The sequence below is a fragment of the Corynebacterium sp. LaCa117 genome (assembly GCF_046717765.1).
In the GTDB taxonomy this organism is placed as follows: Bacteria; Actinomycetota; Actinomycetes; order Mycobacteriales; family Mycobacteriaceae; genus Corynebacterium; species Corynebacterium kefirresidentii.
The window spans coordinates 1,927,532-1,950,128 of the sequence record NZ_CP177102.1 but is presented as its reverse complement, the minus strand read 5'-3'; the positions used below and the strand labels follow the sequence as shown (position 1 = coordinate 1,950,128).

22 protein-coding genes, 1 rRNA gene and 1 other RNA gene are annotated in these 22,597 nt (G+C 57.4%); 20 read left to right on the top strand and 4 right to left on the bottom strand.

Annotation, left to right across the window (positions count from 1 at the left end; translation table 11 throughout):
* The first annotated feature begins 2 nt into the window (after nucleotides 1-2).
* From ACLI1L_RS09535 to ACLI1L_RS09500, 8 genes are all read left to right on the top strand, one after another.
* Nucleotides 3-383, top strand: a complete 381-nt coding sequence (locus ACLI1L_RS09535; protein WP_086589235.1) for a hypothetical protein — start codon at nucleotides 3-5, stop codon at nucleotides 381-383.
* A complete protein-coding gene (locus tag ACLI1L_RS09530) occupies nucleotides 376-1,137 on the top strand; it encodes a hypothetical protein (protein WP_408919114.1) in 762 nt (253 codons plus the stop codon). Before ACLI1L_RS09535 ends, ACLI1L_RS09530 begins: the two co-directional genes overlap by 8 nt.
* 528 nt (nucleotides 1,138-1,665) lie before the next feature.
* Nucleotides 1,666-2,052, top strand: coding sequence for a hypothetical protein (locus ACLI1L_RS09525; RefSeq protein WP_394286743.1), 387 nt, complete (start codon nucleotides 1,666-1,668; stop codon nucleotides 2,050-2,052).
* Between the two features lie 201 nt (nucleotides 2,053-2,253).
* Nucleotides 2,254-3,126 (top strand): ABC transporter substrate-binding protein, encoded by an 873-nt coding sequence (locus ACLI1L_RS09520; RefSeq protein WP_284821947.1) that lies wholly within the window; start codon nucleotides 2,254-2,256, stop codon nucleotides 3,124-3,126.
* A gap of 29 nt (nucleotides 3,127-3,155) precedes the next feature.
* Nucleotides 3,156-4,088, top strand: a complete 933-nt coding sequence (locus tag ACLI1L_RS09515) for a FecCD family ABC transporter permease (protein ID WP_411708370.1) — start codon at nucleotides 3,156-3,158, stop codon at nucleotides 4,086-4,088.
* Nucleotides 4,078-5,061 (top strand): FecCD family ABC transporter permease, encoded by a 984-nt coding sequence (locus ACLI1L_RS09510; RefSeq protein WP_411707440.1) that lies wholly within the window; start codon nucleotides 4,078-4,080, stop codon nucleotides 5,059-5,061. Before ACLI1L_RS09515 ends, ACLI1L_RS09510 begins: the two co-directional genes overlap by 11 nt.
* A gap of 2 nt (nucleotides 5,062-5,063) precedes the next feature.
* Nucleotides 5,064-5,876 carry an ABC transporter ATP-binding protein gene (locus ACLI1L_RS09505; protein WP_411707439.1) on the top strand — a complete coding sequence of 271 codons (813 nt, stop codon included), beginning with the start codon at nucleotides 5,064-5,066 and terminating at the stop codon, nucleotides 5,874-5,876.
* A gap of 24 nt (nucleotides 5,877-5,900) precedes the next feature.
* Entirely contained in the window at nucleotides 5,901-6,629 is a 729-nt protein-coding gene (locus ACLI1L_RS09500) for a kinesin (protein ID WP_411707438.1), read from the top strand.
* Between the two features lie 67 nt (nucleotides 6,630-6,696).
* Here the strand turns inward: ACLI1L_RS09500 and ACLI1L_RS09495 are convergent, their stop codons facing one another.
* The gene (locus ACLI1L_RS09495) at nucleotides 6,697-7,140 is read right to left on the bottom strand and encodes a DUF1990 family protein (RefSeq protein ID WP_086588885.1); all 444 of its coding nucleotides are present in this window, start codon (nucleotides 7,138-7,140) and stop codon (nucleotides 6,697-6,699) included.
* Nucleotides 7,141-7,289: 149 nt separating this feature from the next.
* Between ACLI1L_RS09495 and ACLI1L_RS09490 the strand changes: the two genes are divergently transcribed.
* The 4 genes from ACLI1L_RS09490 (at nucleotide 7,290) to ACLI1L_RS09475 (ending at nucleotide 11,054) form a co-directional block, all read left to right on the top strand.
* Nucleotides 7,290-8,369 (top strand): S1 family peptidase, encoded by a 1,080-nt coding sequence (locus ACLI1L_RS09490; protein WP_086588884.1) that lies wholly within the window; start codon nucleotides 7,290-7,292, stop codon nucleotides 8,367-8,369.
* 293 nt (nucleotides 8,370-8,662) lie between these two features.
* Entirely contained in the window at nucleotides 8,663-8,875 is a 213-nt protein-coding gene (locus ACLI1L_RS09485; protein ID WP_411707437.1) for a FeoA domain-containing protein, read from the top strand.
* The gene (feoB, locus tag ACLI1L_RS09480; RefSeq protein WP_411707436.1) at nucleotides 8,875-10,797 is read left to right on the top strand and encodes a ferrous iron transport protein B; all 1,923 of its coding nucleotides are present in this window, start codon (nucleotides 8,875-8,877) and stop codon (nucleotides 10,795-10,797) included. Before ACLI1L_RS09485 ends, feoB begins: the two co-directional genes overlap by 1 nt.
* A complete protein-coding gene (locus ACLI1L_RS09475; protein WP_411707435.1) occupies nucleotides 10,794-11,054 on the top strand; it encodes a MarR family transcriptional regulator in 261 nt (86 codons plus the stop codon). The genes feoB and ACLI1L_RS09475 overlap by 4 nt, the downstream gene beginning before the upstream one ends.
* On the opposite strand, the gene hisN is transcribed toward ACLI1L_RS09475, so the two are convergent.
* Together hisN and ACLI1L_RS09465 are read right to left on the bottom strand one after the other, a co-directional pair.
* The gene (hisN, locus tag ACLI1L_RS09470; protein ID WP_411707434.1) at nucleotides 11,051-11,833 is read right to left on the bottom strand and encodes a histidinol-phosphatase; all 783 of its coding nucleotides are present in this window, start codon (nucleotides 11,831-11,833) and stop codon (nucleotides 11,051-11,053) included. The two genes, ACLI1L_RS09475 and hisN, sit on opposite strands and share 4 nt — an antisense overlap.
* A complete protein-coding gene (locus ACLI1L_RS09465) occupies nucleotides 11,826-12,662 on the bottom strand; it encodes an inositol monophosphatase family protein (RefSeq protein ID WP_239205880.1) in 837 nt (278 codons plus the stop codon). Before ACLI1L_RS09465 ends, hisN begins: the two co-directional genes overlap by 8 nt.
* A gap of 60 nt (nucleotides 12,663-12,722) precedes the next feature.
* Between ACLI1L_RS09465 and prfB the strand changes: the two genes are divergently transcribed.
* Nucleotides 12,723-13,826: a peptide chain release factor 2 gene (prfB, locus tag ACLI1L_RS09460; protein WP_086588879.1), complete on the top strand. Its 1,104-nt coding sequence runs from the start codon at nucleotides 12,723-12,725 to the stop codon at nucleotides 13,824-13,826.
* 83 nt (nucleotides 13,827-13,909) lie between these two features.
* Here the strand turns inward: prfB and ACLI1L_RS09455 are convergent, their stop codons facing one another.
* On the bottom strand, nucleotides 13,910-15,529 hold the full coding sequence (locus tag ACLI1L_RS09455) for an AbgT family transporter (RefSeq protein ID WP_411707433.1): 1,620 nt from the start codon (nucleotides 15,527-15,529) through the stop codon (nucleotides 13,910-13,912).
* A 109-nt stretch (nucleotides 15,530-15,638) separates the two neighbouring features.
* On the opposite strand from ACLI1L_RS09455, the gene ftsE reads away from it, so the two are divergent.
* The 7 genes from ftsE (at nucleotide 15,639) to ACLI1L_RS09420 (ending at nucleotide 22,573) form a co-directional block, all read left to right on the top strand.
* The gene (ftsE, locus tag ACLI1L_RS09450; protein ID WP_411707432.1) at nucleotides 15,639-16,328 is read left to right on the top strand and encodes a cell division ATP-binding protein FtsE; all 690 of its coding nucleotides are present in this window, start codon (nucleotides 15,639-15,641) and stop codon (nucleotides 16,326-16,328) included.
* On the top strand, nucleotides 16,325-17,227 hold the full coding sequence (gene ftsX, locus ACLI1L_RS09445) for a permease-like cell division protein FtsX (RefSeq protein ID WP_411707431.1): 903 nt from the start codon (nucleotides 16,325-16,327) through the stop codon (nucleotides 17,225-17,227). The genes ftsE and ftsX overlap by 4 nt, the downstream gene beginning before the upstream one ends.
* A gap of 44 nt (nucleotides 17,228-17,271) precedes the next feature.
* Complete coding sequence (gene smpB / locus ACLI1L_RS09440; RefSeq protein WP_005322310.1) at nucleotides 17,272-17,775, top strand: SsrA-binding protein SmpB; 504 nt, start codon at nucleotides 17,272-17,274, stop codon at nucleotides 17,773-17,775.
* Nucleotides 17,768-18,124 (top strand): DUF488 domain-containing protein, encoded by a 357-nt coding sequence (locus tag ACLI1L_RS09435; RefSeq protein WP_411707430.1) that lies wholly within the window; start codon nucleotides 17,768-17,770, stop codon nucleotides 18,122-18,124. The genes smpB and ACLI1L_RS09435 overlap by 8 nt, the downstream gene beginning before the upstream one ends.
* A 62-nt stretch (nucleotides 18,125-18,186) precedes the next feature.
* Nucleotides 18,187-18,567, top strand: a transfer-messenger RNA (tmRNA) gene (gene ssrA, locus ACLI1L_RS09430).
* Nucleotides 18,568-19,171: 604 nt separating this feature from the next.
* Complete coding sequence (locus ACLI1L_RS09425) at nucleotides 19,172-20,245, top strand: IS30 family transposase (protein ID WP_239206889.1); 1,074 nt, start codon at nucleotides 19,172-19,174, stop codon at nucleotides 20,243-20,245.
* 810 nt (nucleotides 20,246-21,055) lie between these two features.
* Nucleotides 21,056-22,573: ribosomal RNA gene (locus tag ACLI1L_RS09420) — 16S ribosomal RNA — on the top strand.
* Nucleotides 22,574-22,597: the final 24 nt, after the last annotated feature.

Here is a 22,597-nt window from a genome sequence, read left to right as displayed (position 1 = left end):
GAGTGTTAACGCAGCCCACCAACGAACAGCTGACGCAATTTCAATCGGACCTCGAAGACGTCGTCACGCCAACCATTGAACAGCTTCACACGCGAATCCAGGAAACAGGGCCCCTGTCATCTGATGACGCAATCAGATTCGTTGCAGATATCACTGCGCTGACAATATTCGAGCTGGCCGAGCGACTTGACGGAAACGCTGACAAAACCGGCGCCCTCAGCTACAGGTTCGCTGCAGCAGAAGGGGAAGAAGTGCGCCTGCCTGCCGAAGTGCTCAGCGCCATCACCGGATGGCTTTCCGCTCCAAAGGATCGAAACCCCCTCGCCGGGAAGACCAGTCACCCGTACCCCTTCGACTTTTACGGAGCGAAAGACTATGCATAGCGATTCCGCACTGCTGCTCATCGGACGACTGTATGCGAAAGTTTACGACCAATCCATGGACTCGGATGCCGCCGAGCACCTCCACCATCTGTTGAGCAATATTCATGACACCACCGCCATCGATGAGGCCATCTACGCCTACCAAGGCGAAATACTCGGCATCCTGCTGGATTCAGTGAATCAGTCCGACTCGCTCGAGTTGTACACGGCGAGTACGTCGCAGCGCGAGTCTCTCAACTTGGCCATCATCGCCCTCGAAGATACACCTCAGTCTACGGCGGCACTCGACGCAATTGCGCAGTTGGCGCAGGTTGAACCACCAGCTCCCGGCCAAGCCAAAATCGACATCCCCACGGAAAATCTCTCGAGCGACGCCCGAAAACTTTCAGCGCTCGGCCTCCACCAGGGCATCGCCATTTCGGTCCCGCATTTGGGCATTCCGATCTTGGAAGGCGACGAAACCACTGACATCTCCACCTCGTCTACCGTATTGGGCGAGCAACGTTACGCCTCTGCCAAAGCCGTACCCAAGTGGCTGACTCACTTGTCGGAGACTCCGTCCGCTGGCTTCGTTACGTACCAGAATTCGCAAGGCGAGACCCTCCAGGTCAAGTTCAATGCCAAGGGAAACTACTTCCCGCTTCTTCTCACGAACCATAACGGAGACCGCCACCTCGACAAACTACCGTCTGCGAGACAAGCCGAAAACCACATCGTGGCCTGGCTCGACAATTCACAATCACCGATCATCTAGCTGCCACTCAAAAGCGGTTTGGTTCTGTTTACTTTGGAGATAGAAAACTGGGGGCCTGACCCCCGACGTGTCTACTTTCCGGGGTCAGGCCCATGAATGTCATGCGCAGGCTAAAAACGGTGGCCTGATCAAGATAAACTGATTGGTAAGGAATTTGTTGTGAAAGAAAGAACGATCATTCCGGGAATACTTTTTGGAATTGTCTTGGGTGTCGCAACCCTTTATGGCGGAGTGCTCCTGTCCACATGGCTTCCAATACCTTTCGTTTTCTATGGGCTACCTCTACCTTCATTGGTGGTGTTGGGTGTATTAGCCATATCTGTCTACATGTTGAAAAAGGATCGGCTTAGCGACCGATCATGGCGTGCTTTTGCCTTCACATTCGCCGCGGCTTTCGTCGTATCAGCGTTCTTATGGGTGAGCACCATTTCTGGCTATGGAAACTTCGCATAGCCTATAGGTATGGAACGGTTGTAAGGCCAATTACAGTTAGCCCCTCTAGATTGATGAACTGCTCCCCATTCGCCGATGAGGGCCATTTTCGTTTTCTTCGGCGGCCAGCGGCAATGGGCACGGCTTGCACTGGCTCTGGCTCAGGGCGCGCCGGTGCCGCTGCTCGACGAGCCTACGACCTTCCTCGATCCCGCCCACGCGATTAGTGTTTTGGAGCCCGTTCGCAAGCAAGCCCGCGCTGGTAAGGCAGTCGTTGTTGTGCTGCACGACCACATGTTGGCTGGTCAGTATTCCGACACCAGGGCGGTTATGAACAACGGCGAGGTCATAGCCCGGGGGACTCCCAAGGAAGCACTGCGGAAGGATATTTTAGCCGCAGCCTACGGTATCGATGTAGAAATCTGGGACGATCCTTTCAGCGACGCCCCCGTCATCGTTTCCCGCGCTGTGCTCAAGGGCTAGAGCATTCGAAAGATGAACACCAAAGACCGCAGTTTGGAGTTCGTTCGCAGAGGCTGTAGATGATCGTGGCTAGAGCGGATTTCGGTTTCCGCTCCTCACCGCTATCCCTCATGGAACTCATCCTGTGGCTGCATGGTCTGTCATGGAGAGGGAAGCAATCAGGCTCTAGACAGTAAACCCTTATAAAGCTAAGGTAAGCCTATGCAAAAGAGAGACTTCATGAATGTGCGTGCAGTTATCGCACTTGTAGCCACCCTAGCCCTAGGCGCAGGCCTTGTTGCGTGTTCTTCTGATTCTTCTCAGGGACCGGGTGAAGATAGGAAAATCGAGCGAGTTGTGGCGCTCGATTGGCGCTATGAGGAAATTCTCAAGGCCCTCGATGTGGACCCTGTGGGAATCGTAGAAATCGGTAAGTCGGAGGCACCTACTACGTTGAAGGGACAGTTAGGTCAGGCGACCTCTGTGGGCCAAGCCAAGCAGCCGAACCTAGAGGTTATCCAGTCTTTGGAGCCAGATCTGATTTTGGCTAGCCCTACCCGGCAAGCTGATATTATGCCGCAGCTGGAAGAGATTGCGCAGACGGAATCCTACCCAGATGAAACTTACTCGGACGTGTTGGACTCGATGGATGAGATCGCGGCCAAACTCGGCAAAGAGGAAAAGGCTAAAGAAGTCCGTCAGCGCATCGAGGACAAGATTGCTCAGACCAAGGACACGGTAAAGCCGGGGAGTCGTGCGGTCGTGGCTGGCTGGTCCAGCGAGATGCTCTATACCTGGGTCAACCCCTCTTTCCCTCAGTCGCTACTGAGTAAAGTGGGCTATGACTATGCCTTTGAAGGCGAGAAGTCTTCTATCGAATCTAAGACTGATGTAGCGGAACTGACCGGCGATAAGCTCCCTGGCATGAAGGCTGACCGAGTCTTTATGTACAAGGACGTCGAAGCGTTTAAAAAGACGCCCTATGCCAAGGGCAGCGGTGACATCGTAAAGGTAGACCAAGATATCTGGTCGCGCGCTCGCGGGCCACTTTCCGCCGAGCATATGCTCGATGACATTATCGCCGCTGAAAAGTAGTGGCATCACGAACTAAAGCCAGTGCCTGCCTGGTCTTTGCAACCGCTGCCGCTGCCTTTGTGTGGTGGTGGCGGCTCCGCCATGTTCAGGTGCCAGTTGATACCCCGTGGTTGGAAGAAGAGCTGCATAGCGTGGCTTTTGACCGTCTCCTTGCTACCACGGTGGTCGGTATTGCACTAGGTGTAGGCGGGTTATTGCTGCGCACGGCAACCGCGAATCCGCTCGCCGATCCGTCCATCACTGGTGTGAACTCCGGTGCGGCACTCGGCGCAGTCGCAACCGCAATGTTTTTTGGGAGCGAAACCTCGAGCGTTGACCAGCTGCCCGGTGCGCTGCTGGGTGCGGGGATTGCTGTGGGGGTGACGGTGGGCGTCGGCAAGAGCGGTGCGATCCAGCGCATGGTACTCGTGGGCGTTGCCGTTTCCGCGCTGTGTAGCGCCTTGACCTCCATTTTTCTGGTGATAGATGAAGCTCAACTGGCGACGGTGATGTCATGGCTCTCTGGCCGGCTTGCCGGTGTACGACTAAGCGATATTATGCCCGCGCTGGTCGCTGTGCTGGTCGTGATTCCCTTGACCTTAATCGGTGCGAAAACGCTGGACTTGCTCGTAGCCGGTGATGCCGTGGCTGGTGCTGTGGGGGCGAAGCCGGAGCGCATTCGGTTGGCTGCCATTGTGGCGGCGGTAGTGCTCATTGCTCCTTCGGTAGCCGCAACCGGGCCGATTGGATTTTTGGGGCTGATGGCCGCGACCGTAGCGTGGCGAGTGTGCGGCTCGCACCACCGCATGGGGCTGTGTGTGGCTGGAATTGTAGGAGCAGCAGTGCTTCTGGCGGCAGATTCGGTTGGGCAGGCAATTTGGGCGCCGGCCGAGACCCCAGTGGGCATCGTGACTTCTTTGGCTGGCATGCCCTTAGTGCTGTGGTCCGTCCATGCGCTGGGGAGGAGGAGACATGCGGCATAAGAGAATTGTAGGGGTTCTAGTAGGGCTCATCCTGGCGTTGATATTGAGCGCAGTCATCGGCATGGGCGTCGGTGCGGTGATGAAATCGCCGGGCGAGGTGACCACTGGCTTCTTTACCGGAGATCCGCTCATCTGGAAGTACCGCGCACCGCGATTCTTGGTAGGTATCTGCGCGGGCAGTGCCATGGCTGTTTCTGGTTGTCTATTGCAATCCGCGCTACGCAATCCTTTGGCCGCTCCAGATACGGTGGGTATTACCTCCGGCGGTGGACTCGCGGCCGTTGCGGTACTCATGGGAGTAGGCGCCCTGCCGGCCCACCTGCTGACCTTTATCGCCTTTATCGGCGCGTTGGCTGGAACTGGGGTGGTTCTCCTTTTTGCTGGACGCGGGGTAAGCGATCCGGTGCGCCTGCCCCTTACCGGGGTGGCGGTATCTTTCGGGCTGGGTGCCATCACTGAATTGCTCTTGGTGCGCGCCGCGCCAGAGGCAGGAGCGGCCATGACATGGCTGAAAGGTTCGCTTTACGCCCGCTCGCTTGGCGACGCCACTATTGTTGCCCCCTTTATCCTTTTCGCCCTAACCATCGCGATGGTGGTCGCAAAACACCTGGATATGCTAGCGCTGGATGATTCCACCATGGCCGGCATCGGAGTGAGTACCAAGATGTGGCGCCTAATAGCAATAGCTTTGGCCGTTGTCCTAGGCGCAGCGGGAGTCGCCGCGGCCGGGGTCTTGGGTTTCGCCGGGCTCGTCGTCCCACATGCTGCCCGCTTGATCGTTGGTTCGAACCTGCGCCGGCAAATGCCCGTGGCGGCCCTAGGCGGCGCGACCCTTGTGACTGTATGCGATACGTTCGGTCGCTGGGCCTTCGCCCCCACGGAAATCCCCGTTGGCGCGCTCATCGCGCTGATTGGCGCACCCTATTTCATTTTCCTATTGACTCGGCTAACCCGAGTGCGAAACGGAGGCTAGACATGACACTGACGTGTAGCGGATTGACCGTGGGTTACGGTGGCCCCGATGTGGTCAAAGATGTAAATCTCCGCTTATCTAGCGGTCAAGTAACGGCTCTGATCGGGCCGAATGGCTGCGGCAAATCGACGCTTCTCAAAACATTGGGGCGCCAACTTACGCCCAGCGCAGGCGCGGTGTACCTCGCGGACCAAAAAATCAGCGCGTATTCCTCGCGTGCCTTTGCCCGTGAAGTTTCTTTCCTGCCACAACACCCTGTGGCTCCGGAAGGGGTACTAGTGCGCGAAGTCATCGGCTACGGTCGCTATCCCTATACGGGGGCGCTAGCGACGATGCGAGCCGTAGATCATGCAGCGGTTGAGCGTGCTGCCGCGCGTGCTGGGGTGAGCGAGCTTCTCGATGCCTCCGCCGCAGACCTTTCCGGCGGTCAGCGCCAGCGCGTCTTCCTCGCCATGACGTTGGCCCAAGAAACACCAATTACCTTGCTTGATGAGCCAACTACTTACCTCGACCCCGCGCACCAATTGTCCATCTTGGATCTGATTCGAGATCTCAATGGCGTCGGGGTCACAGTGGTCATGGTGGTCCACGATATGGTCCATGCCGCACGTTACGCCGATAGAATCGTAGCCATGCGTGAGGGACGCATTGTGGCCGAAGGGGTCACCGAGGAGGTGATGACTGCTGAACTCGTACGCGAAACCTTCCATGTTGAGTGTTTAGAGATGACTGATCCCTCCACCGGTCGACGCTTTCCCATACCCATTTCCGTGCACGCTCCTGAATTTTCTGGAACCCTAGAGGGGAGAAGATAAATCTATTTAAAGGAGTACGCAGCAATGGCGAATAACCTAGGCCACGAAGTTGACCTGGACCGCAACGAATACAAGTACCTGGCCTCTGAGGACACTGTGTCTTCGGCAGCTAAGTCGGCCACCTCCGCTCAGTCCGGCGCGGCTGCAGCGGGTGCAGGGGTTGCAGCGGCAGGCGCCGCGGGCGCAGCCGGCCTATCCACACCAGTAGGCAAGCAGGCTGCGGATAATGCAGAATCCACCGCCAGCAAGTACGAGCCGCAGAATCATGTCGTCGCTGGCGCCGACGAAGAGCATGTAGCCCCTGCTTCTGAGCAGCCAGATCTGCAGGAGAAGCTGGACGAGGATAACTCGGACTATGCGCCGAGCCAGCACATTGTCGGTGGTGCGAAGGAAGAGCATATTGGTTCCGCTCCGCAGCAGCCGGACCTGCAGGAGAAGCTGGATGAGGACAATTCGGACTACGCGCCCAGCCAGCACATTGTGGGCGAAGCAAACGAGGAGCGCATTGCAACTGCACCGAACCAGGACAACGTCAATGGTCAGCAGTCCTCTGAGCGCTTGGATCAGCTAAAGGACAAGGCGTCCGAGGCAGGTAGCGCCGTAGGTGATGCCTTCCAGCGCGCTAAGGGCTTCGTGGAGGACAAGGCACACGAGTACCAGGAGGAGTCCACGAAGAAGGGTGGCTTCTTTGACCGCGTCAAGGGCGCTGTGCGCGATGCGCGCGAGTCCATTGAGGACAAGCGCAAGAATTAACCAGCGCCGAGTTTAAGCCGCTTTCCCCGGGTTGGGGAAGGCGGCTTTAGTCGTATATACAATCCTGCTATTCGTCCAAGGCGTGGAGATATAGCCGGCTGATAAGCAGGCGCCTCGGCACGTCCACGAGCGGGCGCAGGAAGGGGAGGAAGGGCTCTGAGGCGGCGTCGATAAGCAGCAGCGTGCGGCCATCGCGCAGGCGCTCAAGGGTGAAGGTTTCTTCGCCGCGCTCGAGGTGTCCGGGAAGGGTGCCGTAGGTGAACCCGCAGCGGCCGTCCTCGTGGAAGACATCGACCACGCGGCAGCGAAAATCCCACGGGCCGAGGCCCATGGTGACCTCCGCGCCGAGCTCCACCACCTCATGGGTCGGGCGGACACGGAAAAGACCGCTGCGTTGTACTGACCAGCGGAAAAGTCGGTGTGCGGCGGTGTCAAAGTCAGCATCGATAACCCGCGACATATGCAGCTGTGGAAAGTCGGAGACATCAGAATAGGACAGCGGTGTGGGCATGCTCTCCATGATAGGGGAGGGGTGATCACCCCCGAATTCTGGAAGAAATATAACGGCTTGGACACAGTCACAAGAGTTTGCTGTTTCCACAATCTTTTCGTGCCAGTATCGAGCTTGCACGATGTTGACAACTGAAAGTAGGTACCTTGATGCTTCGCATTCCGCACCTTAAGAAAGTCCTGGTGGGCTCGGCTTTCGCTGGTGCGTTTTTTCTGGGTTCCCCGGCCGCAGGCGCCCAGGAATTGCCCCAACCGGATTTCGACTCCGCAGGGATTATTAACCAGGTCCGCGATGGCCTGGCGGAGGTTGGCATCCAGACCCCGCAGGTGGATAAGAACGTCACCGATGCTGTAGATGCTTCTGTGCGCAATGCGCAGGACGTGGCACAGCAGCATGCACAGTACGCGGAACCGCTGACCAACCCGAATCCCATCGGCCTAGCGGAGCAGGCTACCCAGCCGGAGTTTAAACCGCAGGGCACCAATCCGAACTATAAGTGGAAAAACGATGGATTTTCCAAGGTAGCCGCGGGCAAGCCACAGGCTGATTACGTCCTGCACCGTGTGCCGGGTTCCATGTTTGATGCCCCACGCATTCCAGAAGAGTCTGTTGCAGCCATGAATCAGGGTGAGTCCCTCTATGGTCCAGGCACCCCGCTCTACGTCAATGACAAGACGATGTGCACTCTGACCGCGGCAGGCAACGATAATGGTGGCCGCAAGGTGGGGCTGACCGCTGGCCACTGCGGCAATGTGGGCGATTCAGTTACCTCCGCTGATTCGGAGCAAATCGGACCGACGGGCACCGTGGTGTCCAAGAATGAGGATCTGGACTATGCCGTTATTGAGTTTGGTTCCAAGGCTAAGGTGTCCCGTTCCTACAATGGCGTAACCGTCAATGAACTAGGCGGTGGCGTCAAACCAGGGCAGCAGGTGTGCAAGCAGGGCGTTGCCACCGGCAAGACCTGTGGCATTACCTATCAGCAGGCAAAGAAGATTCAGGTAAACCAAGTTTGCGCCATGATGGGTGATTCTGGTGCGCCGTTGCTAGTCAATGGCCGCCTCATTGGTTCCATTTCCGGTGGATTCCTGCCGGTGAATTTCCCGTGCCGTACTCCATTGCAGGGGCCGGTTCATAACCCGACTGCTGCCACCAATATGGATGCGGTCTTGGCGGATATGAACCGCCGCGGCGGCGTAGGCGCTGGTTTTACTCTGCCACAAGACTAGCCGCGCCTAACCTTCGCCCGCTCCCGCTGCTGCTGGGGGCGGGCGCTTTTTGTCTATGGTTAGTGCCGATAATCACAGCTAATCGGAGCTTGTGTGAAAAGCTTAGACGAACTAAGGTTAGCCTTATCTAGTAGCTACTTGGGTGTGGCTAATATCACCGGCATGGTCCGGTCAGAGAGAACCGAGGTAACCGCGCGATGTTGCAGCTGTCCCTATAGTCCCGTACCCGGCGCCAACCGAGATGTGAAAAATCCGAGTGTCTGCGCGCCGATCAGGCGCCGGTGGACGCTTTGGTGGAACTTCCTGAGTGCTGCTTGCAGCACGCCATCGACGAGCAGCCGGCGTTGGCGCTGCGCTTGCGGGAATTAGGTTTCCGCCCAGGTGTGCGCGTACAGATTGGCCGCAAGGTAGCCGGCGGTGCGCGCCTCGTTACCGTGGGCACCGCCCACTATGCGGTGGATGTGGCTACCCTTCGCCAGCTCGAAGTCATCCCGGTGGCAGCATAATGGCACGAAAAACCGCCGCGCCGAGCTGCCATTCCACCTCCGCCATGCGCATTGCGAAGGAGGGAACGCCGGTCCTCGCATTGGTCGGGGCTCCAAATTCCGGCAAGTCTACCTTGTTTAATGCGCTAACCGGAGCGAAGGTGCAGACTGGAAACTGGCCGGGTACCTCCGTTGAGATAAGCCGTGGCTTGTGGAATGCGCAGCCAGAGGTCTTTGACATCATTGATCTTCCTGGTGCTTATTCATTGGATCCCATGAGCCCAGACGAGGAATTTACCCGCGATATGCTCGTGGAGGCTCCGCCGTGTGAGCGCCCCGATGTGGTTGTGGTGCTCGTGGATGCCACTGCGCCGGCGCGCGGACTGAACCTCGCTTTCCAGATTGCGGAGCACCCGTATCGGGTAGTGATTGGGGTGACCAAGGAGGACATCGCTAAGCAGCAGGGCATAAGCATCGATACGTTCGCGCTTTCACACGAGGTGGGCATACCGGTAGTCAGCGTTAACGGCCGGCGGCGCGAAAACTTGGACGCGCTCGAGCGCGAGGTTGCCCGTGCAATGCACACTGAGCCGCGGACCATCCGGCCCAATGCCGACTTAGACCAGCGCTTTGTGGATTTGGACGCGGCGGAAAAGGTTGCCGTTTCACGGATGGATACTGGCGAACCGCTCAGCCACCGCGTGGACCGCCTAGTCCTGCACCCAGTGCTCGGACCGATTTTATTTCTGGCGGTGATGTGGGCGGTCTTCTTCATCACCACTACTGTCGCGGGGCCACTACAGGACGGATTAGAAGCATTCATCACCGGCCCCGTCTCCGCCGCTGCGCGCAGCATCCTCCCGGATAACTGGCTGATCACAGGCTTGTTGGTGGATGGTCTCATCGGTGGCGTAGGCATGGTGCTCACCTTCGCGCCGCTTCTCGCGCTGATGTTTTTGTGCTTGGCGGTGCTGGAGGATTCCGGCTATATGGCGCGCGCGGCCGTGGTCACTGACCGCGTGATGCGCGCCATCGGCCTGCCGGGTAAGGCTTTTATCCCCATCGTGGTGGGCTATGGCTGCAATGTACCGGCTATCTCAGCCACGCGCGTGCTTGGCGACGTCCGCCACCGCATCCTCACCTGCCTGCTTATTCCCTTTACTTCATGCTCTGCGCGTCTCATCGTATTTATGATGCTGGCACAGGTATTTTTCCCTGCTCATGCCGGTTCCGCGGTATTTGCCATGTACGTGCTGTCCATCGCTTTGGTGGTGTTGGTAGGCCTGGCGCTGCGCCGCACGGTGTGGCGGGCCATGCCAGCCGAAGCCCTCGTTATCGACCTTCCGGCCTATCAGCTGCCCACGTTTAGACTCACCATCTCAGTAATGTGGGTGCGCCTCAAGGGCTTCTTGCATACCGCCGGCGGCATCATCGTGGCCACGGTGGTAGTCATCTGGCTGCTCATGTCCATCCCGGTCACCGGCGGGCACTCCTTTAACGAAGAGGCAGTGCAGCCACAGGATTCCGCCTATGGTGCCGTTGCTCAGGCAATGTCTCCCGTCTTTGCCCCAGCAGGCTTTGATTCTTGGTCGCTGACCGGACCCTTGGTCACCGGATTCGTGGCGAAGGAAACCCTCATTTCCACGTGGGCACAGACGTACGCAGTCGAAGACGTCACTGACGATGCACCGGAAGAGCAAGCAGAATCCCCACTGGCCAGCCATATCCGCGCTGATTTTGATGCGGCCTCTGGCGGGCACGGACTCGCGGCGGTATGGGCGTACATGGTATTCCTGCTGGCCTACACCCCGTGCGTGGCCACGGTAGCCGCGCAGCGGCGAGAAATAGGCTGGAAGTGGACACTCATCGGCTTCGCCCTACAACTCGGCTCCGCCTGGATCCTCGCGGTGGGAGTTTTCCAAGTCCTCAAGGTCTTCCTATGAGCCCCACGGAGCAGGTCAAGGAGGCCATTACACAGGGAAAATCCAACCCGGCTGACATTGCAAAAGCTACTGGGTTAGGGCAGGGGACCGTGGAAATCATTCTCGGCCACCTCGAACGCACGGCGGAGCTGGTGCGTGAATCGCTCACTTCGTGCCCCACCGGCGGCTGCGGCAGTTGCGTGCAGGCGGGTGGTTGTTCCGGTGCAGCTACCGAGCACCGCGGCCCGGTAGTGCTCCAGCTGCGGAGAAGACCCTAGCCCTGTAGTGCGGCGAGGGCGTGCTTATGAAGCAGTCCGTTGGAGGCTACGCCGGATCCGCCATGCGGTCCGGGGTTTCCTTCAAGGTCGGTGAAGGTACCGCCGGCCTCGGTCACGATGAGCGAGGGCGCAGCGAGGTCCCACAGGGAAACCTCCGGTTCGGCGGCGATATCTACTGCGCCTTCGGCGACGAGGCAATAGGACCAGAAATCACCATAGCCGCGCAGGCGCCAGGTCTTGTCCGTGAGTGCGAGGAACTGGTCGCGCAGGCCGCGCTCGGCCCATCCGGTTAGCGAGCTCATCGCCAGCGAAGAATCGGAGAGCTTTTCTACGTGGGAAACGCTCAAACGCTTCGGCTCGCCGCCGAACACGCGGAAGGCACCCGCGCCCTTGGCCGCGTACCAGCGGCGGCGCAGGGCGGGAGCGGAGACGACGGATACCACCGGTTCGCCGTCTTCCAAGAGGGAAATGAGCGTGGCCCATACGGGCACGCCACGCACGAAGTTCTTGGTGCCGTCGATGGGATCGATGACCCACTGGCGGCCTTTATAACAGGCCTCGCCGCCGTATTCCTCACCCAGCACCTCATCGCGCGGGCGGGAGCGCTTGAGGGATTCGCGGATGTGCTTCTCACAGGTGAGGTCCGCATCCGATACGGGAGACATATCCGGCTTTTCCTTAACGGAAAGATCCGAAGCCTCGAAACGATGCATGGTTACTACATCGGCATGGCCCGCCAGCTCGAGCGCGAGGCCCAAGTCTTCTTTGAACTTACCCACGGAGCCAATCCTCCATCTGATCCACTACCAATTTATTGCCGGCGAGGCACCATTCGACACCGCCGGCTTCTACCTTGCGGGCGGCACCACCGGCTGCTTCAACGAGAGCTTTGCCGGGGAACCAATCCCAATCCGCGACCGAATGCTGCATCCATGCGCCCCACGTGCCATCGGCTACGGAGGACAGGTCAACAGAACCGGCACCGAGCATACGGACTGTAGCAAAGTTTTCCGCCACGCGCTGCCATGCCCCGCGGATATCCCCATCCATCAGCGAGGTCGGGTGCAAATAGGTAGATAGCGAAATCTGCTTGGCCGGCTGAGCCGCAAGGCGGGAAACTTCCTTACCGTCCAGGGAAGTGGGGTAGTCACGGCCACCGAACCACGTATAACCCATGGCGGGGCGGTGGACAGCACCAAGGGTGATCCCGGTGGCGTCGGCAAGCGCGAGGGCAGAGCACCAATAATCGGAGCCGGAAGAGAAATTGTAGGTGCCATCGACTGGGTCAATGACCCAGGTGCGGCCGGATTGGGACTCGCGGGCGGCGCCCTCCTCACCCAGGATGCCGTCCTCCGGGCGCACGGCCTCGAGCACGCCCGCGACGAAGCGCTCGGCCGCGCGGTCTGCATCCGTGACAACGTCCGAGATGGAAGTCTTTTGCTCCACGTCCACGCCCATCTCACGCAGGCGCCACGCTAGGCGTCCGGCGTTATAGACGAGGGCCTGCGCAAGGTGCGCATCCCCGTCATTCGCATGCGCGACAATAAAGGTCTTGATGACCGCGTCGATCATCTCCTGCAAGCTCGGCTTTTGATCCATGCCCACCATTGTCACCCTAAACGCGGCCGATGGCTAATTGTGATGGCCGGGTGGGTAGGATTGGGGCCTATGCGTCCCGAAGTAACAGCACGGCTCAAGCAACTAGAATCCACCCTGACCACCATTGAGAAGGTCATGGACCCAGAGGCTTTGGCTGCCCGCATTCGGGAACTAGAGGCCCAGGCCGGGGATCCATCCCTGTGGGACGACCCCGTACATGCCCAAAAGGTCACCTCTGAGCTTTCCGCAGCGCAGGCGAAGGTTCGCAAGCTAGAAGCGCTGCGCGGGCGTCTCGAGGACATGCCCGTCATGTACGAACTTGCGGAAGAGGAAGGGGATTCTTCCCTAGCAGACGAGGAGCTCGATTCCCTGGAATCTGCCATCGAATCCCTAGAGGTGACCACCATGCTTTCCGGTGAGTATGACCCGCGTGAGGCGGTTATCAATATTCGTTCTGGTGCCGGCGGTGTGGATGCGGCGGACTGGGCTGAAATGCTTATGCGCATGTATACCCGCTGGGCAGAAAAGCACGGCCACAAGGTGGATGTATATGACATCTCTTACGCGGAAGAAGCGGGCATCAAGTCCGCGACCTTTGTGGTCCATGGTGAATACATGTATGGCCAGCTTTCCGTGGAGCAGGGAGCACACCGCCTAGTGCGCATCTCGCCCTTTGATAATCAAGGCCGGCGCCAGACCTCCTTCGCCGAGGTAGAAGTCCTGCCGGTGGTGGAACAAACGGACCACATCGATATCCCAGATAGCGAAGTGCGCGTCGATGTTTATCGTTCTTCGGGCCCTGGCGGACAGTCCGTCAACACCACCGACTCCGCGGTGCGCCTGACCCACATTCCCACCGGAATCGTGGTCACCTGCCAGAACGAAAAGTCGCAGATTCAAAATAAGGCCTCGGCTATGCGCGTGCTGCAGGCAAAGCTCTTGGAGCGCAAGCGCCAAGAGGAGCAGGCCGAGCTCGATGCGCTTGGCGCCGGTGGCAATGCGTCCTGGGGCAACCAGATGCGCTCCTACGTGCTGCACCCGTACCAGATGGTCAAAGACCTGCGCACCAACTTTGAGGTGGGTGATCCCTCCAAGGTGCTCGATGGAGATATCAATGGCTTCCTGGAATCCGGCATCCGCTGGCGCATGCAGCAACAAGAAGACCAAGCTTAGATCCATACTGATCGGGCTGAATTGAACGCAAAAAGACCGAACTGAGGGGAGAAAATCCTCAGTTCGGCCTGATCTTTATGGACCTAACCCACGTAGTCCATCGGTGCACCTGGTCCCAGCGGGAGACCGATGAGGTACCAGATAACGAAGAAGATGAACCAGCCCACCAGCATGCACAGCGAGTAGGGCAGAGCGAGCGACATCAAGGTACCCACACCCGCGTGCTTGTAGTAGCGCTGCAGGAAGGTCAACGCCAGCGCGAAATAGGGCGACATTGGGGTGATGATATTCGTCGGTGAGTCACCGATACGGAAAAGCATCTGGGAGACCTCGGGTGAGACGCCCACATACATCATCATCGGTACGATGACCGGCGCCATAAGCGCCCATTGGGCAGAGCCAGAGGTAATGAATAGGTTGAGCAGTGCCACCATGGCGACCAGCGCGGCGAACATGAGCAACGGCGGCAGGGACCAGTGCTGGAGTAGCTCGGAGCCCTTAATAGCGGTCCATACGCCGAGATTGGACCACTCGAACCACGCGAGGAACTGGGCGACGGCGAAAAAGAGGACCAACATGGGAACGAGAGTCTCGATGCCCTTGGCCATAAACGTCGGCACATCAGCAAAGGACTTCACGGTGCCAGCCGCCAAGCCATAGGCAATGCCGCACACCAAGAAAGCCAAGGCAATGGGCACCGCGATGGCGCTGATGAGCGGCGACTCCATAAAGCTGTCTTCTTGGCTTGCCAGCGGGGAACCAGGGATAAACAGCAGGGCGAAGAAGGCGGCGAGGAAGATCACCAGGGTGACGCTGGAAGCTATCAAACCACGCTGCTCGTTGGGTTTGATGCGCATGGCCTCTTCATCATCCGTGAAGTCGTATTCTTCCTCTTCCCCTTCCGCGTTGGAAGGGCCGCCAGCGGCTTTGGAAAAAGACACCTCTTCATAATTAATGTGATCGTGGTCCACCAGCTCGCGGGCCTTTGTGACCATGAGGTATTCAGTGACCGCGGTAATGATGAGGGAGAGCACCACTGCGGATGGGATGACAAAGAAGATATTGGCCAGCGGGCTGACTTCATATTCTGGGTCCACAAACTGTGCGGCCGGGGTAGAAATGCCCGCCAGCAGGAGGTCGGTGATATTCAGAATCAGCGAGGCATTAAAGCCGGCAGACGACGCCGCAAAGGCCACCATCGCGCCCACGATGGGGGAGCGGCCTACCGCGTGGAAGGCCATCGCGCCCAGTGGAATCAGGATGACATAGATGGCGTCGGAAGCCACCGAGCCGGTCACGCCGGCCAGCGCCACAACGAAGGTCAGCATTTTGGCGCTGACCTTGGTGACCATGCCGCGCACCAAGGCGGAAAGCAGGCCGGACTGCTCGGCCACGGCCACGCCGAGCATCACGGCAAGGATGACACCCAGCGGTGGAAAACTGGTGAAATTCTCCACGGCGTCCGTAACCATGCGCGAGATATTCTCGGTGGTCAGTAGCGATTGCACCTCAATGGTCTCGCCGGTCTTGGGATCCTCGGCGCTCATGCCAATGAGGTGCCCCAGCCAGGAGGTCACAGCAACGATTGCCGCGAGGATGACGAAGAGCCAGAACGGATCCGGCAGCTTATTGCCAATCTTTTCTACAGTGCCCAGGAAGCCGCTTGCAGAACGTGGTTTTTCTTTAGTTTCGGTTTCGGCCATAGTATCGGCACTTTCTGTCGATTGGGTCGGAACAAATTAGTGTCTTAGACCACATTACTTAAATATAGTTCACAGCGCGGTGTCAACTTTGGTTGCTACAGTGATTCGCGTGATTAGATTCGACAACGTGACTAAGGCCTACTCCGCCGAGTCCCGCCCAGCGCTCGATGGGGTGTCTTTCGAGATTGCGGATGGTGAATTCGCTTTCCTGATCGGTCCATCCGGTTCCGGTAAGTCCACCTTCTTGGAGCTGATGGTGCGCTACAGCAACGTAACTGAAGGCGATATTTACTTTGATGATTTCCACGTCAATGAGCTTTCCGGCAAGCAGATCAACGCACTGCGTCAGTCCATCGGCTACGTCTTCCAGGATTTCCGCCTGCTTCCAAAGCTGACGGTGTATCAAAACGTGGCCTTTGCGCTGGAGGTCATTGGCAAGAGTAAGTACCGCATTTCCACCGCGGTCCCGCAGGTATTGGAGCTGGTGGGACTCCACGATCGCCACAACGCCTATCCGCATGAACTCTCCGGTGGTGAACAGCAGCGGGTAGCCATCGCTCGTGCAGTGGTTAATCGGCCAAAGCTCTTGCTTGCCGACGAACCCACGGGCAACCTCGATCCTTCCACCGCCGACGAGATCATGGACTTGCTGCTGGGCATCAACCGCCGCGGCACCACCGTGGTCATGTCCACCCATAACGCCCGCGCCGTCAATAAGGCGCGCAAGCGCGTGCTGGAGCTGCGCAATGGAGTGCTCGTGCGCGATGAGCATGACGCACAATACGAGGGGGAAGCATGAAGCTAGGATTTATTTTCCGCGAAGCCACAAAGGGTCTGGGCCGCAATTTGACCATGACCATCGCCATGATCATTACTACCGCGATTGCGGTGGGGCTCGTTGTCGCCGGCATTATGGTGACCAACCTGACCAAGGACACCAAGGATATCTATCTCGACCGCGTCGAGGTCATGGTTCAGCTCAATGAGGATATTTCTGCCGAGGATCCAGACTGCACGAGTCCGGCCTGTGCGGATATCAAGGAACAGTTGGAGGCGGATGATTCCGTCGAGTCCGTGGAATACCGCAACCGCGCAGATTCCTATGAGCGGTTCAAAGAACTTTTCCAAGACACCGACCCTGTGATGGTGGAACAAACCTCCCCTGATGCGCTGCCGGCTGCATTCCACGTGCGGCTTGTAGACCCAGAAGACGCCTCCGCAATCGATGCGATTCGGGATAACCCAGCGGTAGAGGACGTCGTCGACCAGCAGCAAGAGGTGCGCAATGCCGCCAGCAACCTCGACTCCATCCGCAATGCCACCTTCATCCTGGCCATCGTGATGTCTGTGGCGGCCATCTTCTTGGTGGCTAATATGGTGCAAATTGCTGCGTTCCACCGCACTCGCGAAACGGAGATCATGCGCATGGTGGGCGCAAGCCGGTGGATGACGCAGGCGCCATTCGTCATGGAAGCAGTCTTGGCCTCCCTCATCGGTGTACTCCTCGGCGGGGCCGGCATCTTCTTGGGCAAGTCCCAAGTGGTAGACCCGTCCCTGCAGGGACTTTATGAATCCCAGCTGCTGGCTCCTATGAAATCCGGCGACCTCTGGATTGCCCTCCCGCTCGTCGGCCTGCTAGCGCTGGTGGTTACCGCCGTCACGGCCCATATCACCCTGCGGTCTTATGTGCGCAAATAGTCTGTTTGCCGGGCCAGTCAAAAGGGCACTACACTGGCATAACTATGGCTAAGAAGGGCAAGAAAAACAAGAAGGCGGCATCCGGCGAGGCTACGCTTGCGACCAACCGCCGGGCCCGGCACGACTACAAAATTCTCGAGGAATACGAGTGCGGCATTGTCCTGCTCGGCACCGAGATTAAATCCCTGCGGGAGGGCAAAATCTCGCTCAATGATGCCTTTGCCACCATTGACGATGGCGAAGTGTACCTGCGGAACCTCCACATTCCGGAGTACTCCATGGGCTCGTGGACGAACCACAGCCCGCGGCGCACCCGCAAGCTTCTATTGCACCGCCGCGAGATCGACAAACTTTATGGCCAGGTGCGCAATGGCAATAAGACCCTGGTGCCGCTCAAGGTTTATCTCAAAAATGGCTACGCCAAGCTCTCGCTTGCGCTGGCCCAAGGTAAGCAGGACTATGACAAGCGGGAGGATATTAAGCGCCGCGACCAGGACCGTGAAATTTCCCGCGAGCTCGGCCGCCGCGTGAAGGGCATCAATGTTTAAGACAGCGAAAGTCCACGACGTCGTCAAGGGTGAGGACACCATCGAAGGCGTCGGGGTGCTGGTGGATCGGATGTGGCCCCGGGGCGTCGCCAAGAGCGATGTGGACTACGAGAAATGGTTCAAGGACGTCGCACCAAGCCCCGAGCTGCGCAAATGGTGGAACCACGACGAGGATCGTTTCGACGAGTTTGCCCGCCGCTACAAGACTGAGCTGGATGACAAAGACTCCGAAGAGCTCACCCAGCTGCTTGCGCTTGCCGACGCCACCCTTCTCTTCGCCGCCGCCAACCGCAAGGTCAACCACGCAGTGGTCCTCAAAGAGTGGCTGGAGGAGCACTTGAGGAAATAAAAGTGGGTGGGGTAGTGTTGTACGAACCGTAGGGAAGATGCACTATCCCGTCCCTACCGCATGGGGTTGATTTGGTTTCGACTTCGTGCACTGAGCCAGGGGAAGCGTGCCGGTGCAGGCTAACGACCACCGTATAAGCGTCGTAGCAACCAATAAACGCAGAGAAGAACTCTCAGCGTGACTACGCCCTCGCTGCCTAATTACAGCGACGCGTGTCTGTCAGCCTAGGTTTCGTTCCTGACCTAGAACCTGGCATCGACTAAGGAACTAGCCGGCTGGCCGGGTCATCAGGACCAGTCGGGACTCTTACTGGTGACTGGGCCCATCATCCGGACGTGTTCGCCCGATCCGGAGGGCCGAGGAGAGATCCTGTGCGAACTGCGCACGGAGAAGCCCTGGCAAGGTGACGAAGGACCCGGGTTCAATTCCCGGCAGCTCCACCGATAGGCCCCCGAGAAATCGGGGGCCTTTTTCCATGCAAGGAGCCCCTTGATTTCTAGTGGTCGTGGAAACACCTGACATGGGTTAGGTGATTGTGTGGAGTCGAAATGGGTTCCGGATTCTGTTGTTGTGGCGCGGTTTGCGTCGTTGGTTCGGGCTGGTAGTTCAATACGGGCGGCTGCTGGGGTGGTTGGTTTAGCGCGTTCGGTGGCGTATCGGCTTGCTGGTGAGTTGGACTTGCCGCGCAAGCGCCGCAGGACTACTAGCTCGGATGACAGTCAGGAAATAGCTCGCCTGTGGCTGGAAGGTGTGGCACCGATGGATATTGCGCGCCAGCTTTCTATAGGCTCTTCTCCGGTGTACCGCATCGGTATTGAGCTTGGTTTGTGGAAGCGCAATCCATATGGCCGCAAAGCTGCGGCAACAACTGGCCGATGTAGCTATCTGCAACTGCGTGCGAATGCTTTAGGGCGCAAAGATGCAGCTTTAGCCTGTGGCATTCATCCGCGTAATGCTGCTGATATAGACAAAGGTGTCATTAAGCTTTCTACCGGGCGTGTGCCTTTTGTCCCGGCTGGCCCGGATGTGGCGCTGTATAACAGGCTTATGCAGGTAATTGAGTACGTTGATGGTCGCCAAGCAGTTCCAGTCCAGGTTATTCCGCAACAGCGTATCGATAGGCGTATTTCTTCGCGCTACTTGTCGGTAGAAGAGCGCGAGCTCATCTTTGATCTTGACCGGCAAGGCAAAGGCGTACGTGAGATAGCTCGGCGTCTTGCCCGCTCTGCTGGCACTATCAGCAAGGAGCTTAAACGCAACCGGGATGAATTTGGGGTGTATCTTCCCACGTATGCGCACCGTAAATCGGTGTTGCGTAGGTTTAGACCGAAAAAGCGCAAGATTGATGCCAATCCACGTTTGCGCACGGTGGTCTGGGCGATGGTGAAAGATAGGTACTCGCCAGAGCAGATTTCTGGGAGGTTGCGCAGCTGCTATCCCGGTGATGAGACTATGTACGTGTGTCCTGAAACGATTTATCAGTCTTTGTATTTCCAGGCTAAAGGCGAGTTGAAAAAGGAAGTCGCTGCTGCACTGCGTCGCGGTCACGCCCAACGTCGACCTCGTGGCACGCGCAGTGCCCGCAAGCGGTTTGTTGACCCTATGGTGATGATTTCCGACCGCCCAGCAGAAGTAGACGACCGGGCAGTACCAGGTCATTGGGAAGGCGACCTCATTCTAGGCGCGGGTAATAAGTCCGCAATTGGAACGCTAGTAGAGCGAACCACGCGCTATGTCATCTTGCTGCATTTACCGAATGGGCATAGTGCTACCGAAGTAAATGAAGCACTTACAAAAGCGATTGCTACCTTGCCAGATCATCTCAAAGGATCACTTACCTGGGATCAGGGAAGTGAAATGGCCTGCCATAAGGCCTTTTCTGTAGCTACAAACTGTCCCGTGTTTTTCTGCGATCCTGGTTCGCCGTGGCAGCGAGGCACCAATGAAAACACCAATGGACTACTAAGACAGTACTTCCCTAAAGGGACAGACCTCAACGTCCATAGTGCAGCGGACCTAGAATTCGTCGCCATGCAACTCAACCGCCGACCCCGCAAAACCCTGGGCTTTCAAACACCAGCCGAGAAAATGGCCGCACTGATAAACTCAACCGAAACATAGGAAGTGTTTCCACGACCACTAGAATCTGCCCCCGGTGGTCATCTTGCTGATAATTGTCCGCTCTCCCCAATCCATTTTTTAGGGATCGCCCACCTAAAGGTGAGCGGTCCACCAGAGAGGCCTTTCAAATATGGGAGAAAGCATCTCGATTGCAGGCTTCCTTGAGGCATTAGTAGCTATGGGGCCACTTAACCAGGTAAAACTCTGCCATAATGCCCGTTATCCTGGGGATTTGTGTTGTTTGGTTGTGGTGGACTACATTAATCCAAGTCGCCGAGAGGTTGCCGTGAGGTTACTTGATGGTGACATTGTGTACGGACTTGGTTTGATGATTTGACTTTGTTCTTTGAGTTGAGTAAGTTTGTACGGGCTGCCGATGAGAGGTTAACGGGAAGTTAATTTTTTGTTGGTTGGTGATGATGTTTGAGAACTCAATAGTGTGCCAATGTACTTTTTATTTTTTGTGTGCATGGTTGTGTGTTGATTGGTTTGTCTGCCAATAAGCCTTTTGGTTGGTTTGTTGGTTGGTGTGTGCCGGTTGGGTATGTGGAACACGTACCTTTTTGAATGCTGTTTGGTGTTTCGGCTGCATTGAGATGGATTGGTTGGCATGTGATTGTGTTTACCTTTTTTGGTTTCCTCTTTTTGACCCCGTCGGGTTGAGGGGACTGTAATTTTTTTCTTTGTAGTAATTTTTTGGACGCCAGCATGAGCTTTATGAAGTGTTTTTGCTTTGTGGTTTGTGGTGGTTTGTTCTTTTGTTGGGTTTCGGGCTTTTCACGGCCTGTTTCGGATTTGTTCTGAAATTTTTTTGTGGAGAGTTTGATCCTGGCTCAGGACGAACGCTGGCGGCGTGCTTAACACATGCAAGTCGAACGGAAAGGCCCTGCTTGCAGGGTACTCGAGTGGCGAACGGGTGAGTAACACGTGGGTGATCTGCCCTGCACTTCGGGATAAGCCTGGGAAACTGGGTCTAATACCGGATAGGAGCCATTTTTAGTGTGATGGTTGGAAAGTTTTTTCGGTGTAGGATGAGCTCGCGGCCTATCAGCTTGTTGGTGGGGTAATGGCCTACCAAGGCGGCGACGGGTAGCCGGCCTGAGAGGGTGGACGGCCACATTGGGACTGAGATACGGCCCAGACTCCTACGGGAGGCAGCAGTGGGGAATATTGCACAATGGGCGCAAGCCTGATGCAGCGACGCCGCGTGGGGGATGACGGCCTTCGGGTTGTAAACTCCTTTCGCTAGGGACGAAGCTTTTTGTGACGGTACCTAGATAAGAAGCACCGGCTAACTACGTGCCAGCAGCCGCGGTAATACGTAGGGTGCGAGCGTTGTCCGGAATTACTGGGCGTAAAGGGCTCGTAGGTGGTTTGTCGCGTCGTCTGTGAAATTCCGGGGCTTAACTCCGGGCGTGCAGGCGATACGGGCATAACTTGAGTACTGTAGGGGTAACTGGAATTCCTGGTGTAGCGGTGAAATGCGCAGATATCAGGAGGAACACCGATGGCGAAGGCAGGTTACTGGGCAGTTACTGACGCTGAGGAGCGAAAGCATGGGTAGCGAACAGGATTAGATACCCTGGTAGTCCATGCCGTAAACGGTGGGCGCTAGGTGTGAGGGTCTTTTCACGACTTTCGTGCCGTAGCTAACGCATTAAGCGCCCCGCCTGGGGAGTACGGCCGCAAGGCTAAAACTCAAAGGAATTGACGGGGGCCCGCACAAGCGGCGGAGCATGTGGATTAATTCGATGCAACGCGAAGAACCTTACCTGGGCTTGACATACACTGGATCGGGCTAGAGATAGTCTTTCCCTTTGTGGCTGGTGTACAGGTGGTGCATGGTTGTCGTCAGCTCGTGTCGTGAGATGTTGGGTTAAGTCCCGCAACGAGCGCAACCCTTGTCTTATGTTGCCAGCATTTGGTTGGGGACTCATGAGAGACTGCCGGGGTCAACTCGGAGGAAGGTGGGGATGACGTCAAATCATCATGCCCCTTATGTCCAGGGCTTCACACATGCTACAATGGTCGGTACAACGCGCAGCGACACTGTGAGGTGGAGCGAATCGCTGAAAGCCGGCCTTAGTTCGGATTGGGGTCTGCAACTCGACCCCATGAAGTCGGAGTCGCTAGTAATCGCAGATCAGCAACGCTGCGGTGAATACGTTCCCGGGCCTTGTACACACCGCCCGTCACGTCATGAAAGTTGGTAACACCCGAAGCCGGTGGCCCAAACTTGTTAGGGAGCCGTCGAAGGTGGGATCGGCGATTGGGACGAAGTCGTAACAAGGTACCCGTACCGGAAGGTGCGGGTGGATCACCTCCTTTCTAAGGAGCTTTATTTATTGGGCA

Excerpts from the sequence above, each read along its gene's own strand:
- ACLI1L_RS09530 (WP_408919114.1), top strand. The coding sequence starts at position 376 with ATGCATAGCGATTCCGCACTGCTGCTCATCGGACGACTGTATGCGAAA.
- feoB (WP_411707436.1), top strand. The coding sequence starts at position 8,875 with ATGGCACGAAAAACCGCCGCGCCGAGCTGCCATTCCACCTCCGCCATG.
- ftsX (WP_411707431.1), top strand. The coding sequence starts at position 16,325 with ATGAAGCTAGGATTTATTTTCCGCGAAGCCACAAAGGGTCTGGGCCGC.
- ACLI1L_RS09435 (WP_411707430.1), top strand. The coding sequence starts at position 17,768 with ATGTTTAAGACAGCGAAAGTCCACGACGTCGTCAAGGGTGAGGACACC.
- ACLI1L_RS09525 (WP_394286743.1), top strand. The coding sequence starts at position 1,666 with ATGAGGGCCATTTTCGTTTTCTTCGGCGGCCAGCGGCAATGGGCACGG.
- ACLI1L_RS09455 (WP_411707433.1), bottom strand. The coding sequence starts at position 15,529 with ATGGCCGAAACCGAAACTAAAGAAAAACCACGTTCTGCAAGCGGCTTC.
- prfB (WP_086588879.1), top strand. The coding sequence starts at position 12,723 with ATGCGTCCCGAAGTAACAGCACGGCTCAAGCAACTAGAATCCACCCTG.
- ACLI1L_RS09500 (WP_411707438.1), top strand. The coding sequence starts at position 5,901 with ATGGCGAATAACCTAGGCCACGAAGTTGACCTGGACCGCAACGAATAC.
- ACLI1L_RS09425 (WP_239206889.1), top strand. The coding sequence starts at position 19,172 with ATGCAGGTAATTGAGTACGTTGATGGTCGCCAAGCAGTTCCAGTCCAG.
- ACLI1L_RS09495 (WP_086588885.1), bottom strand. The coding sequence starts at position 7,140 with ATGCCCACACCGCTGTCCTATTCTGATGTCTCCGACTTTCCACAGCTG.
- ACLI1L_RS09505 (WP_411707439.1), top strand. The coding sequence starts at position 5,064 with ATGACACTGACGTGTAGCGGATTGACCGTGGGTTACGGTGGCCCCGAT.
- ACLI1L_RS09475 (WP_411707435.1), top strand. The coding sequence starts at position 10,794 with ATGAGCCCCACGGAGCAGGTCAAGGAGGCCATTACACAGGGAAAATCC.
- ACLI1L_RS09510 (WP_411707440.1), top strand. The coding sequence starts at position 4,078 with ATGCGGCATAAGAGAATTGTAGGGGTTCTAGTAGGGCTCATCCTGGCG.
- smpB (WP_005322310.1), top strand. The coding sequence starts at position 17,272 with ATGGCTAAGAAGGGCAAGAAAAACAAGAAGGCGGCATCCGGCGAGGCT.
- ACLI1L_RS09465 (WP_239205880.1), bottom strand. The coding sequence starts at position 12,662 with ATGGTGGGCATGGATCAAAAGCCGAGCTTGCAGGAGATGATCGACGCG.
- ACLI1L_RS09520 (WP_284821947.1), top strand. The coding sequence starts at position 2,254 with ATGCAAAAGAGAGACTTCATGAATGTGCGTGCAGTTATCGCACTTGTA.
- ACLI1L_RS09490 (WP_086588884.1), top strand. The coding sequence starts at position 7,290 with ATGCTTCGCATTCCGCACCTTAAGAAAGTCCTGGTGGGCTCGGCTTTC.